The sequence below is a fragment of the Desulfobotulus pelophilus genome (assembly GCF_026155325.1).
In the GTDB taxonomy this organism is placed as follows: Bacteria; Desulfobacterota; Desulfobacteria; order Desulfobacterales; family ASO4-4; genus Desulfobotulus; species Desulfobotulus pelophilus.
In genome coordinates, this window is sequence record NZ_JAPFPW010000010.1 from 13,347 (window position 1) to 29,183 (window position 15,837).

Here is a 15,837-nt window from a genome sequence, read left to right on the forward strand (position 1 = left end):
TCAAAAATAATCGTTTTGAACGATGAAGATTTAGGCAAAGCCCCTTCTGCGCCGCAGGTTCATCATGATTTTTCAAGGCCGGAGCTAAAAAAGCACCCCGAATGAATCGTAAGGACCTGCTGCAAAGGCAGCGGATTGGGTGCCCTTTTTCTGATCAATCTGGCTTAATGTTACAAGCCCCTTCCTTCAGGGATGGGTAAATGACGACGCCAGACAGTTTCCTTTCTCCTTACCAGCCATAGGTATGGAAGATCTCTTCCAGCCCTGCATGGATGGTTTTTCCATAGAACCGGAGAAGCACATCGGGCCTGTTGGTAAACATGCCATCCACTCCGTTTGCATTTGCTCTGACCATATCCACTGTTTCATCAAGGGTATAGGCATGGACCAGCATACCCATGTCATGGGCCACCCCATTAAACCATGGATCGATAAGGTCCATGTAGCTCTGATCTCCCTTTTCCGGATCATTGTATCCGGCCAGCCGGGTTCCGGGACCTACCGCTGAAGCACCGTTATCCTTTGCCCATTGCAGCCACATCCTGTAATTTTCTTTGGAAAGGATTTCCCATTTTGCACTGAACTGCGCATAGGTTTCCCCTTCTGCCTGATTCAGGGGTTCATCCTTTCTTAAAGGACCATAGGTTTTGGCAAGGTTAGCATCAGACGCAAACTGATCCACCTTCTCACTTCCCCAGTCCATGGCTTCCTGTTTTGTGTACAGCCAGAGCAGAAAGCACGTAGGAGTTTCCGGCATGTATTTGTTGAGCAGCGGCAGACTTTCCGGCTCAAAGGTCTGGAGGATGGTTCTGCCTCTGGTGAACTGGACGCCAACATTTTTGGCAGGGTCAAATCCGGCGGGAGCTTTTTTTTCGGAAGTGGCCAGCCAGCCCCTTTTTTTAAGAAGCTCATAAAGATCCTTTTCTATGCCGGGAAAAAAGGTGGAAACCTTTGTTTCGATGTAAAGTCCGGGCCTGTTACCATTATCATTGGGGTCCGGCTGACCATTGGCAAGCTTTCCCTCCGCTATGTTAATGACTTCCTCCAGGGTGGAAATTCTTGCGTTCACAAAGGAGCTTCTGGCTCTGTCAGGAAACTTGCCATTGAACCATGATCCTGCGTCCAGACTCTTCAGTTCTTCAAGGGTAAAATCGCTCATCCGGTTTTTGGCTCTATAGGGAAAGACCCTAGAAATATTAGATTTCTCAGAAAGATCATTGCAATGGGAAGCAATCAGAACGCCATCTTTCGTTCTCTGGAGATCAATCTCAAGATATTCGGCCCCCATCTGCCGTGCAAGAATATAGGCCTGTTCCGTAGATTCCGGAGCGTAATACGAAGCGCCTCTGTGGGCGATGACGGCCTTGTGCGGCACACCGGCATTGCTGCTGAGAAGCTCTCCCCTGCCTGCCTTTACCGTATTCTGAAATGTCTTTATGCCAGCGGCTTCCCTGCTTCCCACGCAGCCCGTCATCAAAACCGCTGCGGTGATAAAAAAGGACACGACCTGTGACAATCCCTTCATGGATAAACGCCTCCTTTTTTAATGGAATCAAACAGTTCACGAATGGGAAGAACGGAGTATTCTTCTCATCTCCTTCAGCGCAACAACCATGACAGCCAGCGCAAGCACCATCAGCAGGATATCGGTTACAATGAGGGGCATTTTTCCAGCTGGAATGTATTTGTCAAACAGCATCACCCACAAAGCCCATACCGTAGTGACCAGCATCAGGATGGCAGGAATAAGGGTAAAGAGTGTCGGCTTTTTCCGCCTGGCAAGCCAGACCGATACAGCAATCAGTCCAAGGGCTGCCAGAAGCTGATTTGCGGCTCCAAATATGGGCCAGATCAGTGTAAAGGCATTGGTCCAGCTCAGCCAGAGCATCAGGCCAGCCGATAGCGCTGCATTGAAAATATAAGAGCGAAGAATGGCCGGAACTTTTTTGAACAAAACCGACCATAGTTCTTCAAAGAGATAGCGGTTGAGCCGAACGGCGGTATCCAGCGTGGTCACCACAAAACCTTCGACCATGAGAATCCCGAAAATAGTTCCAAAAGCCACGGGGAATCCAAAGGCCATATGGAGAAGGGATCCCATGCTCAGGGCAAAGGCAAGTATGGGGTTGGACGCTCCCGATTCCGGCCAGACAATCTGCAGGTAGGTGTCAAAGGAAAGACCGGCAGCAAGGGTTAACAGGACGGCCATTGCAAAAACGCCCTCTAAAACCATTCCGCCGTACCCGATCTTTCGGGCATCCGATTCAAGACGGATCTGCTTGGAGACTGTCCCACCGGCCACCAGGGAATGAAAGCCAGAGATGGCACCACAGGCGACGGTAATGAAGAGAAAGGGCCAGATCATCCCGAGTTTCAGGTTGCCCTGAGCCACATTAAAGGCCGGAGCCTGAGTAACGGCTCCTTTCAGACCAGCCACAACAATACCAGCCAGCAACAAAAGAATACCAGCAAAGAGAATAAATGAATTCATGAAATCACGGGGCTGCAGGAGGGTCCAGACCGGAGCACCGCAGGCTATCACCACATACACCGTGAGAATAATCATCCAGGTATGCATGCCAACGGATACGGGAAAGAAGATGCCAAAAATTACGGACAGGGTCACGATGGTAACCGCAACAGGCGTGACAATGGCAGAACGAATATTTCTGCGATACAGCATCCAGCCGATCAGGGGGGCAAACAGCGTCAGAATAATCACGGATGTGGATGCAATGCCACCGATTTTAGCCCTCTCAATGCCATCGGCACCCACGATGGTCTGAAGAAAACCGGAGCCGCTTATCTTCATCTCAGCAACAGGAACCAGAGAGGTCAGGGCCGTTGCGCTGAGGCCCAGAAAGGCGGATGTGACGAGAAGGATCATCACCGTTGTAAAGGCAATGAAAAGAAAAAAACCGGCCTTTCCCAAAGTCGAGCGGGAGACTTCGGCCATGGAACGGCCTTTTTCCCGGACACTGGCAAAGAGACAGGTATAATCGTGGACGGCTCCAAAGAAAACCGTTCCCAGAAGAAGCCAGAGCCAGACAGGGATGATACCAAACAGCATGGCCACCGTGGGACCGACAATGGGTCCGGCACCGGCAATGGAAGCAAAATGGTGAGAAAATGCAATTCCTGTCCGGGCCGGAACATAATCCCGTCCGTCCTCCATGGCGATTGCCGGAGTGGGATTCTGGTCATTCTCATCAAAAATACGGGCAATCATCCTGCCGTAAAACAGATAGCCTGCACCCAGAAATACCAGACCAGCCAAAAGAAGCACAAGAATATTCACAGGTACCGCCTTTAACTAAAAAGAATCATTGATCCTAGCAACGGTCCACCCCGTAATGACCCGCGCCCCCTCGTCCAACAACACTGGCATGGCTAATGCAACAGCAATGCCAGAATAAAACCCCATCCTTACCGGAAAAAACATCAAAAACAGCCCTGCCAACCGCCAACAAAATTGGCCTGTGCCCATAAAGTGCTCCATGGCTGCACAAATAGAATCACAAAGTAAATATAGGTATATCCGGAGATATGGATCTGCGCCACATCCTTTGCCATTCTGGAAAAAATCAGAAGACCAACCCGATCCAGCTCCGCTTCCGTGGCATTGATGCCCGTAAAGGGACGCATACCCTGATCAGTCTCATGCACGGTTTCACCGATACTCACCTCCACAAAAAAACCTTCCCCCCAGAACCGGACAGAGAAACGACACTTCATGTCCGATGACCCGGCATATTCGACGAGGTGGAAAAACGTCTCTTCACAGCTAAGCATCAGGTACAGAAAAGTATTATCCCCCATCCGGAAACCGGCTTCCAGCTTCTTCAGCCTTTCGAAAAGTGTGTCCATGGCGTCGGATGTGGGATTACGGTGCAGGGCCATGCCCGGTTTCGGGAAAATAACAGACCATGAGAAAATCCCTCTTCATGGTCAGCAGCCAGCCCCATCGTCCTGACAAAACGGATAGGGCAAAGCAACAGGCACCTCCCTCTCCGCACGTTTTTCCAGCACTATCCCCATTTTTTTCATCCGGCTTCTCAGGGTGGATGGATGGATGGCAAGGAGCCGTGCAGCACCCTTAGGTCCGTCAATTCTCCCTCCACAGGCCTCCAGAGCGCTGAGAATATGACGGCCCATGGCTTCTTCCAGCGTCGAAAAACCTTTGCCTGCACCGGATATGGCCCCGTGCGCCGTATTGTCATGCCCCTCTCCTTCCGGCCTTCCCAGAATCTTTGACGCCTCACCTCCCAGATGGGAAAAGGAAAGCACCCTTCCCCTGCCCAGAATCAGCGCCCGTTCAATAATATTCTCAAGCTCCCGTATATTACCCGGCCAGGCATAGCGCAGCAGGGTTTTCAAGTTCTCCGCAGAAAGTTCCGGCGGCGGGTCAAAATTCATCTCCCTCGATTTTTTACGGATGAAATGAAGGGCCAGAGCCTCCATATCCTGAAGTCTCTCCCTGAGGGGCGGAATGCGGATGGGAAAGACATTCAGCCGGAACCAGAGATCCTCCCGGAAACGGCCCGCCTCCACCATGGCATACAGATCTCTGTGCGTGGCGGCAATGACCCGGGTATCCACAGCAATGGGCCGCTGACCGCCCACCCGGAAAAACTCCAGATCCTGCAGAACACGCAGAAGCTTCACCTGGGCGGCAAGGGGCAGCTCCCCGATCTCATCCAGAAAAAGGGTGCCGCCGTCGGCCTGCTCAAAATAGCCCCTTTTTCTCTCAACGGCTCCGGTAAAAGCTCCCTTTTCATGGCCAAACAGCTCCGAGTCCAGAAGGGTTTCCGCAATGGCACCACAATTGACCCGGATCATGGGGCCATCGGCCCTGCCCGAAGCCCTGTGAATGGCCGAAGCGGCCACCTCCTTGCCCGTACCCGTTTCCCCGAAAAGCAGCACCGGCACCCGCAAAGACGCCACCTGACGAATCATGGCCTGCACGGCCTGAAGAGCCGGAGAATGGCCCACCATGCCGCCGGGGTAGCCCAGCCTGTCCTGAAGCTGCTGCTTTTCAACGGCCAGACGCTCATTGTGGCAAACCACATCCCTGTGACGAAAAAGGTTCATAAGACCGGAAAGAAGGGGCTTTCGGATCTCTCCCAAAAGCACTTCATGGCCTTCGGAATAACTGTTCTTCCCACGGGCCACCATGCCAAAGGCCCCGATGAGCTCCCCGCCCATGCCGAACCCCAGCACCAGCACGGAATAATTGTTCCCCTTACGGATTTCAGGCCCCGCCACATGGCTGCGAAAACGCTGATACACCTCTTCCAGAAGCGGGCTTTCGCTGCGGTTCATCCGCCAGATAGGCGCATCCACACGCCTGCGGATATCTGCCATAGCTCTCTGGGAGACCTGCACCTTCTCATCCAGAAGAATACCCCGATTTTCCGTAGCTTCGGCCAGATAGCGGAGGGTATCACAGGTCAGATCCAGAGTGAGCAAGTGGATAAGATCCAGTGGAAAATACCGGGCAAGACAGGCAAAGGTACGGTGCAGGGCCGTTTCCATGTCAAGACTGCTGAAAAGATGGCCCGTGAGTTCGGTGATCAGCGCTGCGGCATCCTTCTCCATCAAAAACGCTCCCATAAAAATCTTGCTATTTCGTGGAATCTTATTTTTTCACGGATTTTTCTACGCCATTTCACGGTTTTTGGCGAGGCTTTTTAAAGCCATTTTATTTATTCTTATTAAAACAAGTGTTTTCATCAAAAATCCACTCTGGCCCGGAACGTGAAAAGACTTATGACCAGAAACTGTTCATCCCACACCCAAAGGAGGTTCCATGGCCGAACGATTTATCCATATGCAGCATCTCCGCTTTCTGCTCCGGGAAGTCTTTGCTGAAGAGAGTAAAAATCTGTTTTCCGAAAAAGATATGAAAAGCTGGGATCTGGTACTCAACGCCGCCTATGATTTCGCTAAAACAGCCCTTCATCCTCTTTTTTCAGAAATGGACAGGGAAACACCCCATCTTGAAAATGGAACCGTGAGGGTTCATCCGGCCATCGGCCCTTTGCTCCGGCAGATGGGAAAGGACGGATGGATCTCCGCAGGCCTTCCTCAGAAACAGGGTGGAGAAGGGCTTCCCTCCATGCTGCTCCATGCCTGCACGGCCATTTTCGCATCCGCCAATTACTCCGCCAGCGTCTACTCTGCCCTGTCCATGGGAGCCGCACGCCTCATCGCCACCTATGGCTGCGAAGCCCTGAAAGACTTCTATCTGCCGCCACTTCTTGCGGGCAGATGGCAGGGCACCATGGCCCTCACCGAGGCGGAAGCGGGCAGTTCCTTAGGCGACCTTTCCTGCGAGGCCATTCCAGCGGGCGAAGGGGTATACCGCATCCGGGGACGCAAGGTCTTCATCTCGGCAGCGGACCATGATGGCGTGGAAAATGTGGTGCATCTTATGCTGGCACGGATTGACGGAGCCCCTCCGGGAGTGAAGGGAATTTCCCTCTTTGTGGTTCCTAAGTTCAGACCGGAGCTGGGCGGCCTCAGGGATAACGACATCACCGTCACCCAGATTTTCCATAAAATGGGCTACAGGGGTGCTCCCATTGCCGAGCTTTCCATGGGCGAAAAAAACGATTGTCTGGGCTATCTTATCGGAATGGAAAACCGGGGCCTTTCCGCCATGTTCCAGATGATGAACGGTGCGCGCCTCGAGGTGGGTATGGGCGCTGCCGCCATCGCCACGGCGGCCTATCAGGCAGCTCTGGAATATACAAAATCCCGGAAACAGGGCCGCAGAATGGGGGCCTCTTCCATATCCGAACCTGTGGCCATCATTGAACATGCGGATGTGAAACGCATGCTGCTCGACCAGCGGGCCATCGCCGAAGGGGCCATGGCCCTGGTGCTGCAATGCGGACTCTACGAAGACGCTCTTCATACTTTGACAGGCGAGGCTGCCAGAGAACGCCACCTTCTTCTGGATCTCCTCACGCCCGTGGCCAAAAGCTATGCTGCAGAACAGGGAATTTTCAGTGTCAGCCAGAGCATACAGTGCTTTGGCGGATACGGCTACTGCGAGGATTTTCCCGTGGAACAGCATTTCCGGGATATGCGCATCCACGCCATCCATGAAGGCACCACAGGTATTCAGGCCATGGATCTTCTGGGCCGCAAAGTGATGATGGAAAAGGGCCTGCCCCTGCGTCTTCTGGCGAAAGAAATCCGAACAACTTTGCAAAAGGCGGAACAGGATGAAGCCCTTGCACCCATGGCAAAAAACCTGGAACAGGCCCTTCATACACTGGAAAAAACCACCGGAATCCTTGGGCTCTGGGCTCTGGAGGCGGGAGCGGAAGCCTTTCTTGCCGACGCAACCCTCTATCTGGAAGCTTTCGGACTTGTCACCGTAGGCTGGCAATGGCTGAAACAGGCCATTTTTGCCCGCAAAAACAGTGGGACAGCCAGGGGAGCGGCAGCTTCTTTCTATGAAGGAAAAACTAACGTATGCCGGTATTATTTTGCTTATCACCTTCCTAAACACGCTGCTTTGTGCCATCGTCTCATGACAAAAGAAGCACTCACCCTCAGCATCCAGACAGAACACTTCTCATAAAGGAGGAAATCTATGCCGGGAAGCCCTCAGGATCTCTTGTTCCATCCCCTCACCCTGCCCTGCGGCCGGGTGATAAAAAACCGTTTTTTCAAATCCGCCATGAGCGAAATTCTCGGAACCAAAGACAACCGCCCCAGTCAGGCACTGGTTCGCCTTTATGAAGGCTGGGGCAAAGGCGGGGCCGGGATTCTTGTGACGGGCAATGTCATGGTGGACAGAAATGCTCTGGGGGAACCCCGCAATGTGGTCATGGACTCCGAAGAAGATCTTCCCCTTCTCACCTCCTGGGCCGAGGCCGGTAAAAAACAAGGTTCTGAAATATGGGTACAACTGAATCATCCGGGAAAACAGAGCCCCAAAAACCTCTCGCCAAAGCCCGTGGCCCCTTCGGCCATCCCCCTTCATCCGGGTCTTCAGCGTTTTTTCGCCACGCCAATAGCCCTTGAAGAAGGAGACATCCATGGCATCATAGCCTCTTTTGGCCGATCCGCAGGGATAGCGAAAAAAGCGGGCTTCACCGGCGTGCAGATCCATGCGGCCCACGGCTACCTCGTTTCCCAGTTTCTTTCTCCTTTGCACAATCAGCGCAAAGATGCCTGGGGCGGCAACCTTGAAAACCGCATGCGTTTTCTCATGGAGGTGTACCGGGCCATACGCAAAGAAGTGGGACCGGATTTTCCCGTTGGAGCCAAACTCAATTCCGGGGATTTCCGCAAGGAAGGTTATCATCCGGAAGAGGCGGCCGAAGTGGCCGCCTCTCTGGCCGCAGAAGGTCTGGATCTGCTGGAAATCTCCGGCGGCAGCTATGAAAAGCCCGTCATGATGGCGGGTATGCCCGGCGGCAGTGAGGGCTATTTCCTGGAGTATGCCCGTAAGGTGCGCCAGACAACAGCCATCCCCCTTGTGGTAACCGGCGGATTCCGCACGGCTTCCGGCATGGTGGCAGCACTGGCTTCAAAAGACACGGACATGGTGGGACTGGGTCGTCCCATGGTTCTGGACCCCAGCCTGCCTCTGAACATTGCCGGGGACAATGGCATGGCATACAAAAGCCTTGTCACGCCGAAATCCACTGGGATAGCTGCTGTGGACAACATCGCCATGCTGGAGATCACATGGTATGAACGGCAGATGGGCTATCTTGCCAGAGGCCTGCAGCCAAGGCCCCATGAAAACGTCTGGACATCCATCATCAAGATGCTTCTGGTAGACGGAATTACCCGGTTCAGAAGGCGTCGGTCATAGGCCGGATACCATAGATATGCGGCAAAGGACGAAACGATTGTTCCATTATTATCGATACGGTATGACGCAGGATGGGCAAACCAAACTACTTGCGATCACCCTGCATAAATCAGCTGTTAAAAGGAGGCAGACATGAACACAATCACCTATCGTCAGGCAGGCCGCATCGGCTACCTCACCCTGAACCGGCCCGACAAATACAATGCCTTTGATCTGGAAATGGTGGATGAACTGGAAGCTTTTCTCCACGCACGGCGCTACGACAGTGAAACGGGTGTCATCATTCTCGATGGCGGAGATTCGAAGGGCTTTTGCGCAGGCCTTGATGTGGCAAGCTATGCGCCCGCCATCATGGCCATGAGTCCTGTGGATGCCTACAACGCCCAGGCCCGCATGAGCCGCCTGTTTCTCGCCATGCGCCGTATTCCCCAGCCTGTCATCTCCTGCGTACACGGCGCTGCGGCAGGTATCGGCTTTTCCCTTGCCATGGCTTCCGATATCCGCATCCTTGCCGATAACGCCAAATTCTCCGCCGCCTACATCAACATCGGCCTTGGCGGTGCCGACATGTCCTCCAGCTATTTCCTGCCCCGGCTCATCGGCACAGGCCGGGCCTATGAGTATCTTCTTACGGGCAACTGGATGGATGCGGACACAGCCATGGCTCTGGGCTTCGCCAGCCGGAAGGTGAGCCGTGAGGCCATGATCGAGACCGCCGAAGGCCTTGCCAAAACCATGATGGAAAAAAATCCCATGGGCATCCGCATGACCAAAGAAGCCATCAACGCCAACCTTGATGTGGGCGGACTGGAAGCAGCCCTTCAGATGGAAGACCGCAACCAGATGATGATTGCCTACACTTACCGCATGACACCCGCATCCTAAAGACTTTGGGAGTCTGGTTCTGCCATGGCTTAAGACGTATGAGCCATGGCAGACCGGCTCTTTCTTCCCCTCCCCGTTCCGGTAAAAATTCAAAAAACGCCACTTCTGATAGCCGATAAAACGGGTAATCTGACCTCCCCGTCTGACCTCCCATGACAACCCCGCCACCATGGCCAAGGCAACAAAAATGCAGTAACGGCATTTTTGTAAAACGCCATTTGACAAACCCCTCTCGTCTTTGTATTTTTGCAAAAATAATATTACAGCATATTGAAGGTGACGGAATGAAGATGACAATAAAACAACTGGCAAGCGTGCAGATGGGGTACTCCTTCCGATCCCGTCTCGAAGCCTCGGAAAACGGTATAGTTGCCGTTATCCAGATGAAGGATCTTCTGGATGACAACACAGTCAGCTGCGGTGATCTGGTAAAAATTGATATGGATGTCGTGAAAACGCATCACCTCGCACGGAAAGGGGATCTGATATTCAGGTCTCGCGGTCTTGTAACCACTTCAGCAATACTTCTTGAAGATCCGGACAAGGCCGTTGTTGCCGCTCCTTTATTAAGGATAAGGGTAAACAGACCGGAGAAGGTGCTGCCCGAATATCTGAACTGGTACATCAGCCAGCGGGATGCGCAGATTTTTCTGACCAGCAGGGCCAAGGGCACGGTTCAGAAAATGATCAGCAAGCAGGCCATTGAAGATCTGGAGGTGGCACTGCCAACTCTGGAAAAACAAAAAAACATTGTAGAGCTGGCCTGTCTCCTGGCAAGGGAACAAACCCTGCTTCACAGGCTGGCAGAAAAGCGTGAACAATACATTTCAAGATTATTAATGCAGTTTGCAAAAGCGCCCACAGAAAGACCAAATTAATGAAACCACAGAACACACTGAATACACAGAAAGATTTTTTATTCAAGAACGAGAGCTACCTAATTCGAGGGGCTGCTTTTGAAGTGTACCGTGCTCAGTTACACAACTATCTGAAAACAACCGGATTGCAGTTAGGATTTATCATCAACTTTGGCCATTATCCAAAAGCCACAATTGAGCGAATAGTCAAATGACCAATTCCATGTCTGTGTATTCTGTGTATTCTGTGGTTTAAATCAAGGAGAAATATCATGAATAAAATAGAACAGAAAGATATCAACAATGCAGCATGGGCGGCCTGTGACACCTTCCGGGGCGTTGTTGATCCGGCGCAGTACAAAGACTACATCCTTGTGATGCTGTTTTTGAAATACATCTCCGATGTATGGCAGGATCACTACGAAGAATACCGGAAACAGTATGGGGATGATGAGGTTCGTATCCAGCGGAAACTGGAGCGCGACCGTTTTGTTCTCCCCATGGTAAAACTCACCGAAAAAAATACGGAAACCGGCATAGAGACGGTTCTGGATGAATTTCCCGCCACCTATTACAGCCTCTATGATCGCCGGTCCGCCGCCAACATCGGTGAGCTGATCAATATTGTGCTCGACCATATTGAAGAGAACAACAAGAGCAAGCTCGAAGGGGTGTTCCGCAATATCGACTTTAACAGCGAGGCCAACCTCGGGCGGACAAAGGATCGCAATAAACGCCTGAAAACCCTGCTGGAAGATTTTAACAAGCCCCAGCTCAGCATGAAGCCCAGCCTCGTGTCCGAGGATGTGATCGGTAATACCTATATCTATCTGATTGAGCGCTTCGCCTCCGATTCCGGAAAAAAGGCAGGAGAGTTCTTTACCCCGCTGAAGGTGACCGAGCTGGTGGCCAGACTGGCAGGCCCCAAACCGGGCGACCGCATCTGTGACCCGGCCTGTGGATCGGGCGGCCTTCTGATTCAGGCGGCCAAAGAGGTGGCCCGTAATGCGGACAGCTCTCAGGAAAAACGCAACTTTGCCCTCTTCGGACAGGAGTCCAACGGCAGCACATGGGCGCTCTGCCGGATGAACATGTTCCTGCACAGCTTTGACAGTGCCCGGGTGGAATGGTGCGACACCCTGAACAGTCCGCTCTTAGTGGAAAATGACCGGCTCATGAAGTTCAACTGCGTGGTGGCCAATCCTCCGTTCTCACTGGACAAATGGGGTGCCGAAAATGCCGAGAGCGACCAGTACAACCGCTTCTGGCGTGGTGTTCCGCCCAAAAGCAAAGGTGACTGGGCCTTTATCAGCCACATGGTGGAAACCGCCCTTGAAAAGCAGGGCCGGGTTGCCGTGGTGGTTCCCCATGGCGTGCTGTTCCGGGGCGCAGCCGAAGGCCGTATCCGCCAGAAAATGATCGAGGAAAACCTGCTGGATGCCGTGATCGGCCTGCCGGGCAACCTCTTCCCCACCACCAACATTCCGGTGGCCATTCTGGTCTTTGACCGCTCCCGCGAAAAAGGCGGCGTTCGTGAACATTGTAAAAACGTCTTCTTTGTTGATGCCAGCCGGGAATTTGTTTCCGGGAAAAACATGAACACCCTCTCGGAAGCGCATATCGGCAAGATCATGGAGACCTACGCCGCCCGGGCCGAAGAAGAAAAATATGCCCATGTGGCCGAGTTTGCCGAGATCAAGGAAAACGACTTCAACCTCAATATCCCCCGGTACGTGGACACCTTTGAAGAGGAAGAGGAGATCGACATCGATGTGGTGCAGAAGGAAATTGATGATCTGGAAAAAGAGCTGGCAGCGGTGCGGGTAAAGATGGCTGAGAAGCTCAAGGAGATTCAGCGATGAAGCTACCTGTATCGTGGCAAATAAAGCGCCTTGAAAAACTGGTGCAATTTAGTTCTGGGGGAACGCCTTCAAAAGCAAAACCAGAGTATTGGCAGGGTGATATTCCATGGATTAGCGCTGCAACAATGCACCAACAAGAAATAGTAACATCCGAATTGCATATTTCAGAAGATGGCTTGAAGGCTGGCTCGAAACTGGCAAAAGAAAATGATCTACTTCTGCTTGTTAGAGGCAGCATGCTTTGGAAAAAGGTGCCTATCTGTATTTGCAAGCGTGACGTTGCCTTTAATCAAGATGTCAAAGCTTTGAGTATTAATGGGAAAATTACACCAACTTATCTGCTTTACTGGTTTTTGGCCCACCAACGATTTCTGCTGAACAAAGTTGTTGGCACTGGCATTGGCGCGGGAAAATTTGATTTAGATGAGTTGAAAGCTTTGGACATTCCGCTTCCCCCGCTGCCAGAGCAAAAAGCGATTGCCGATCTGTTGTCCACCTGGGATGAGGCCATCGAGAAAACCGAACGGCTGATTCAGGCAAAGGAAAAGGGGTTTAAGCGGCTGTTAAATGATCTAATCCATCAGGGACGTAGCAACCATACTTGGAAAGGTTACAACCTTAGTGACCTTTGCAGCTTGGTTTCTCGCAAGAATGGGGAAAACAATACCAATGTACTGACATCCTCTGCTCAGAACGGATTAGTCAGTCAGCTTGAGTATTACAATAAAAGCGTGTCGGCCGAAAATGTGACAGGTTACTACCTTCTGAACAAGGGTGAATTTGCTTACAATCGAAGTTCCGCCAAGGGATACCCCTATGGTGCTACAAAGCGTTTGGACAGATATGAAAAAGGCGTATTGTCGACCTTGTATCTCTGTTTTGCATTGAAACCGAATGCCCCTTGTGAATCCGATTTTCTTCTTCACCTCTTCGAGTCTGGTGCGGCAAACCGGGAATTGCGTGCAGTCTGTCAAGAGGGTGCGAGAAGTCACGGACTCTTGAACATTACGAAGTCTGATTTTTTCGGAATCAAACTCTTTCTTCCGGCCCAAGACCAACAGAAAAAGATTCAGTCTGCTCTGAATACCGCTCAAGAAGAAATCGACCTGCTAAAACAGCTCGCAAATAAATACAAAACCCAGAAGCGCGGCCTGATGCAGAAGATGCTCACCGGGGAATGGCGGGTAAAACCGGAAATCGTTAACCAATACATGGAGGCGTAATCATGGCTAAAGGTAAAAATCAACACGTTGTAAAACATCCCGATGGCTGGGCGGTTAAAGGCGAAGGTAACAGCAAGGCGACCAAAGTTACCCGCACACAGGCGCAGGCCATTGATATTGAACGAGAGCTGTAGACACAGGCCGCCGAGTTTCCAGAAATTAAAGAAAACGACTTCAACCTCAATATCCCCCGGTACGTGGACACCTTTGAAGAGGAAATCGACATCGATGCGGTGCAGAAGGAAATTGATACGCTGGAAAAAAAGCTGGTAGAAGTCCGAAAGATAATGGCGGAAAAGCTTCAACAAATTCAGAGATAACCACGAATCAAGTATGAAGAGAGAAGTTTGAAGGATGAAATGAAGAGCGTTTTGCTCGAAATGGTCGTTGAGGGAGGAAGTTATGCCAGGTAACAACAACGTACCGCCCAAGGGCGAGCTTTTGGTGTATCAGGGACAGGGGCTGGACAGCCCGGTTCAGGTGCGGTTGGAAGGGGAAAGCGTCTGGTTGAGTCAAAAGTTAATGGCAGAGCTGTACGGAGTTGCCATTCCAACCATAAATGAACATATAGCAAATATTTACGAGGACGAGGAGCTTCAGCCAGAGGCAACTATTCGGAAATTCCGAATAGTTCAAACGGAAGGAAACCGGCAGGTGGGACGCCTGATAGATCATTATAATCTGGAAATGATCATTGCTGTCGGCTTTCGTGTGCGATCCAGACGGGGAAGTCAGTTCCGAAAATGGGCCAATGAGCGGATTTCAGAATATTTGGTCAAGGGCTTCACCATGGATGACGAACGCCTCAAAGGGAACGCCGGAATCGTTGACTATTTTGACGAACTTCTGGCCCGCATCCGGGAAATCCGTGCCAGCGAAGCCCGTGTTTATCTGATGATCAAAAATATCTTTGCACTGGCCAGCGACTATCAGGAAGGCGAAAAACAAACCCAGCTCTTTTTTGCCACCATGCAAAATAAGATGCACTATGCCGCTACCGGTTTGACCGCAGCCGAAATTGTCAAACAACGCGCCAATGCCGAATTACCCAATATGGGACTCACCAGCTGGAAAGGCTCTCGGGTGCTGAAAACCGATATCGGCACCGCCAAAAATTATCTGGATAAAGAAGAGATTGACACCCTGAATCGAATCACGGTCATGTTTCTGGATCAGGCCGAATTCCGTGCAAAAAGACGACAGACTATCCAGATGGCAGACTGGGAAAACTTCCTCGATAAATTCCTTGCCGATGTCGAACTGCCAGTCCTTGAAAATGCCGGAAGTGTCAGCCGGGAAACTGCATTAGGCTTTGCTAATTTTCAATACGATCAATTTGCCGAAAAACGCAGGCAGGAAATACAACAAAAGGCAGATCAGCACTATATCGACGACCTGACTCAATCCGCCAAGACCTTAAAGCACGACAGACAAAAAATAAGAGGAAACCACGAATGAATACGGATTTACACCAATATTTTTTAGAACTACGAAAAGCACTAAAGGCACGAAAACTGTTTTTCATTTCGTGTAGTTCGTGTCTTTCGTGGTTAAAAAACAACTCAACACCGAGCAATCATAATTCAGAACTCGCCGCAGACGTAGAATCCAACCTTGATTTTGCCATCTTTCAAAACCATGGCTACAAGGGACTTTACGGCGGACTGGACGCCAAGGGCATCCATGCCCGCAAAGGACTGAAAAAAAATCAACAGATTCTCGACAACATGGGCAGCACCGAGCTGGCTGCCAACCTCTTCCGTGCCACACAGACCGAAGATAAGCTCCGCAGGGAAAATATTCAGGGCAAAACCAAAGCCAATGCAACCCATTTTGAAGTTGGAAAGAAAGTACGCCAGACCATCGAAGAGCTGGGCGGCACCATGCCGGAAGACCTTCCAACACCCATATCGTGATGATATCCGGCAAAGATGCGGTATGGGGAAGTAAATTTCTGGAACACCTTGCTTCTGACTTGAAAAAAGAATTTCCAGATATGCAGGGTTTTTCTGTTACCAATCTGAAGTACTGCCGCGTTTTTTTTGAGTATATCGAGATTCGTCCCCAGATCGGGGACGAAAACAAAGGCCGAATTATTCCCCAGATTACAAATCAATTGGCACCAAGTTCAAAGTCTGGCTTATCGTGGATAAAAGCAGGAGACCTGTAAA

At 51.3% G+C, this 15,837-nt stretch carries 15 protein-coding genes; 11 read left to right on the plus strand and 4 right to left on the minus strand.

The window, feature by feature from the left end:
• Positions 1 to 229 precede the first annotated feature (229 nt).
• The 4 genes from OOT00_RS09565 to OOT00_RS09580 form a co-directional block, all read right to left on the minus strand.
• Positions 230 to 1,525 (minus strand): glycerophosphodiester phosphodiesterase family protein, encoded by a 1,296-nt coding sequence (locus OOT00_RS09565; protein WP_265425153.1) that lies wholly within the window; start codon positions 1,523 to 1,525, stop codon positions 230 to 232.
• A gap of 36 nt (positions 1,526 to 1,561) precedes the next feature.
• A complete protein-coding gene (locus tag OOT00_RS16435; RefSeq protein ID WP_265425154.1) occupies positions 1,562 to 3,298 on the minus strand; it encodes a carbon starvation CstA family protein in 1,737 nt (578 codons plus the stop codon).
• Positions 3,299 to 3,441: 143 nt separating this feature from the next.
• The gene (locus OOT00_RS09575) at positions 3,442 to 3,900 is read right to left on the minus strand and encodes a hypothetical protein (RefSeq protein ID WP_265425155.1); all 459 of its coding nucleotides are present in this window, start codon (positions 3,898 to 3,900) and stop codon (positions 3,442 to 3,444) included.
• 48 nt (positions 3,901 to 3,948) lie between these two features.
• Positions 3,949 to 5,613, minus strand: a complete 1,665-nt coding sequence (locus OOT00_RS09580) for a sigma-54 interaction domain-containing protein (protein ID WP_265425156.1) — start codon at positions 5,611 to 5,613, stop codon at positions 3,949 to 3,951.
• 196 nt (positions 5,614 to 5,809) lie between these two features.
• On the opposite strand from OOT00_RS09580, the gene OOT00_RS09585 reads away from it, so the two are divergent.
• The 11 genes from OOT00_RS09585 (at position 5,810) to OOT00_RS09630 (ending at position 15,836) form a co-directional block, all read left to right on the plus strand.
• The gene (locus OOT00_RS09585) at positions 5,810 to 7,594 is read left to right on the plus strand and encodes an acyl-CoA dehydrogenase family protein (protein WP_265425157.1); all 1,785 of its coding nucleotides are present in this window, start codon (positions 5,810 to 5,812) and stop codon (positions 7,592 to 7,594) included.
• Between the two features lie 12 nt (positions 7,595 to 7,606).
• A complete protein-coding gene (locus tag OOT00_RS09590; RefSeq protein WP_265425158.1) occupies positions 7,607 to 8,839 on the plus strand; it encodes an NADH:flavin oxidoreductase/NADH oxidase family protein in 1,233 nt (410 codons plus the stop codon).
• A 132-nt stretch (positions 8,840 to 8,971) separates the two neighbouring features.
• Positions 8,972 to 9,724: an enoyl-CoA hydratase/isomerase family protein gene (locus OOT00_RS09595; protein WP_265425159.1), complete on the plus strand. Its 753-nt coding sequence runs from the start codon at positions 8,972 to 8,974 to the stop codon at positions 9,722 to 9,724.
• Positions 9,725 to 10,014: 290 nt separating this feature from the next.
• Positions 10,015 to 10,602 (plus strand): restriction endonuclease subunit S, encoded by a 588-nt coding sequence (locus OOT00_RS09600; RefSeq protein ID WP_265425160.1) that lies wholly within the window; start codon positions 10,015 to 10,017, stop codon positions 10,600 to 10,602.
• A complete protein-coding gene (locus OOT00_RS16440) occupies positions 10,602 to 10,796 on the plus strand; it encodes a GxxExxY protein (protein WP_368407587.1) in 195 nt (64 codons plus the stop codon). The genes OOT00_RS09600 and OOT00_RS16440 overlap by 1 nt, the downstream gene beginning before the upstream one ends.
• A 57-nt stretch (positions 10,797 to 10,853) precedes the next feature.
• Complete coding sequence (locus OOT00_RS09605; RefSeq protein ID WP_265425161.1) at positions 10,854 to 12,443, plus strand: type I restriction-modification system subunit M; 1,590 nt, start codon at positions 10,854 to 10,856, stop codon at positions 12,441 to 12,443.
• Entirely contained in the window at positions 12,440 to 13,666 is a 1,227-nt protein-coding gene (locus tag OOT00_RS09610) for a restriction endonuclease subunit S (RefSeq protein ID WP_265425162.1), read from the plus strand. The genes OOT00_RS09605 and OOT00_RS09610 overlap by 4 nt, the downstream gene beginning before the upstream one ends.
• Positions 13,667 to 13,668: 2 nt before the next feature.
• The gene (locus OOT00_RS09615) at positions 13,669 to 13,800 is read left to right on the plus strand and encodes a DUF2188 domain-containing protein (protein WP_265425163.1); all 132 of its coding nucleotides are present in this window, start codon (positions 13,669 to 13,671) and stop codon (positions 13,798 to 13,800) included.
• 268 nt (positions 13,801 to 14,068) lie between these two features.
• Positions 14,069 to 15,124 carry a virulence RhuM family protein gene (locus OOT00_RS09620; protein WP_265425164.1) on the plus strand — a complete coding sequence of 352 codons (1,056 nt, stop codon included), beginning with the start codon at positions 14,069 to 14,071 and terminating at the stop codon, positions 15,122 to 15,124.
• Positions 15,121 to 15,582 carry a hypothetical protein gene (locus OOT00_RS09625; RefSeq protein ID WP_265425165.1) on the plus strand — a complete coding sequence of 154 codons (462 nt, stop codon included), beginning with the start codon at positions 15,121 to 15,123 and terminating at the stop codon, positions 15,580 to 15,582. The genes OOT00_RS09620 and OOT00_RS09625 overlap by 4 nt, the downstream gene beginning before the upstream one ends.
• Positions 15,582 to 15,836, plus strand: coding sequence for a DUF1016 N-terminal domain-containing protein (locus tag OOT00_RS09630; RefSeq protein ID WP_265425248.1), 255 nt, complete (start codon positions 15,582 to 15,584; stop codon positions 15,834 to 15,836). The genes OOT00_RS09625 and OOT00_RS09630 overlap by 1 nt, the downstream gene beginning before the upstream one ends.
• Position 15,837 lies beyond the last annotated feature (1 nt).

What these genes read in the sequence shown, in the direction of transcription:
- OOT00_RS09565 (WP_265425153.1), bottom strand. Translation starts at nt 1,525, where the DNA reads ATGAAGGGATTGTCACAGGTCGTGTCCTTTTTTATCACCGCAGCGGTT.
- OOT00_RS09575 (WP_265425155.1), bottom strand. Translation starts at nt 3,900, where the DNA reads ATGGCCCTGCACCGTAATCCCACATCCGACGCCATGGACACACTTTTC.
- OOT00_RS09580 (WP_265425156.1), bottom strand. Translation starts at nt 5,613, where the DNA reads ATGGGAGCGTTTTTGATGGAGAAGGATGCCGCAGCGCTGATCACCGAA.
- OOT00_RS09585 (WP_265425157.1), top strand. Translation starts at nt 5,810, where the DNA reads ATGGCCGAACGATTTATCCATATGCAGCATCTCCGCTTTCTGCTCCGG.
- OOT00_RS09590 (WP_265425158.1), top strand. Translation starts at nt 7,607, where the DNA reads ATGCCGGGAAGCCCTCAGGATCTCTTGTTCCATCCCCTCACCCTGCCC.
- OOT00_RS09595 (WP_265425159.1), top strand. Translation starts at nt 8,972, where the DNA reads ATGAACACAATCACCTATCGTCAGGCAGGCCGCATCGGCTACCTCACC.
- OOT00_RS09600 (WP_265425160.1), top strand. Translation starts at nt 10,015, where the DNA reads ATGACAATAAAACAACTGGCAAGCGTGCAGATGGGGTACTCCTTCCGA.
- OOT00_RS16440 (WP_368407587.1), top strand. Translation starts at nt 10,602, where the DNA reads ATGAAACCACAGAACACACTGAATACACAGAAAGATTTTTTATTCAAG.
- OOT00_RS09605 (WP_265425161.1), top strand. Translation starts at nt 10,854, where the DNA reads ATGAATAAAATAGAACAGAAAGATATCAACAATGCAGCATGGGCGGCC.
- OOT00_RS09610 (WP_265425162.1), top strand. Translation starts at nt 12,440, where the DNA reads ATGAAGCTACCTGTATCGTGGCAAATAAAGCGCCTTGAAAAACTGGTG.
- OOT00_RS09615 (WP_265425163.1), top strand. Translation starts at nt 13,669, where the DNA reads ATGGCTAAAGGTAAAAATCAACACGTTGTAAAACATCCCGATGGCTGG.
- OOT00_RS09620 (WP_265425164.1), top strand. Translation starts at nt 14,069, where the DNA reads ATGCCAGGTAACAACAACGTACCGCCCAAGGGCGAGCTTTTGGTGTAT.
- OOT00_RS09625 (WP_265425165.1), top strand. Translation starts at nt 15,121, where the DNA reads ATGAATACGGATTTACACCAATATTTTTTAGAACTACGAAAAGCACTA.
- OOT00_RS09630 (WP_265425248.1), top strand. Translation starts at nt 15,582, where the DNA reads ATGATATCCGGCAAAGATGCGGTATGGGGAAGTAAATTTCTGGAACAC.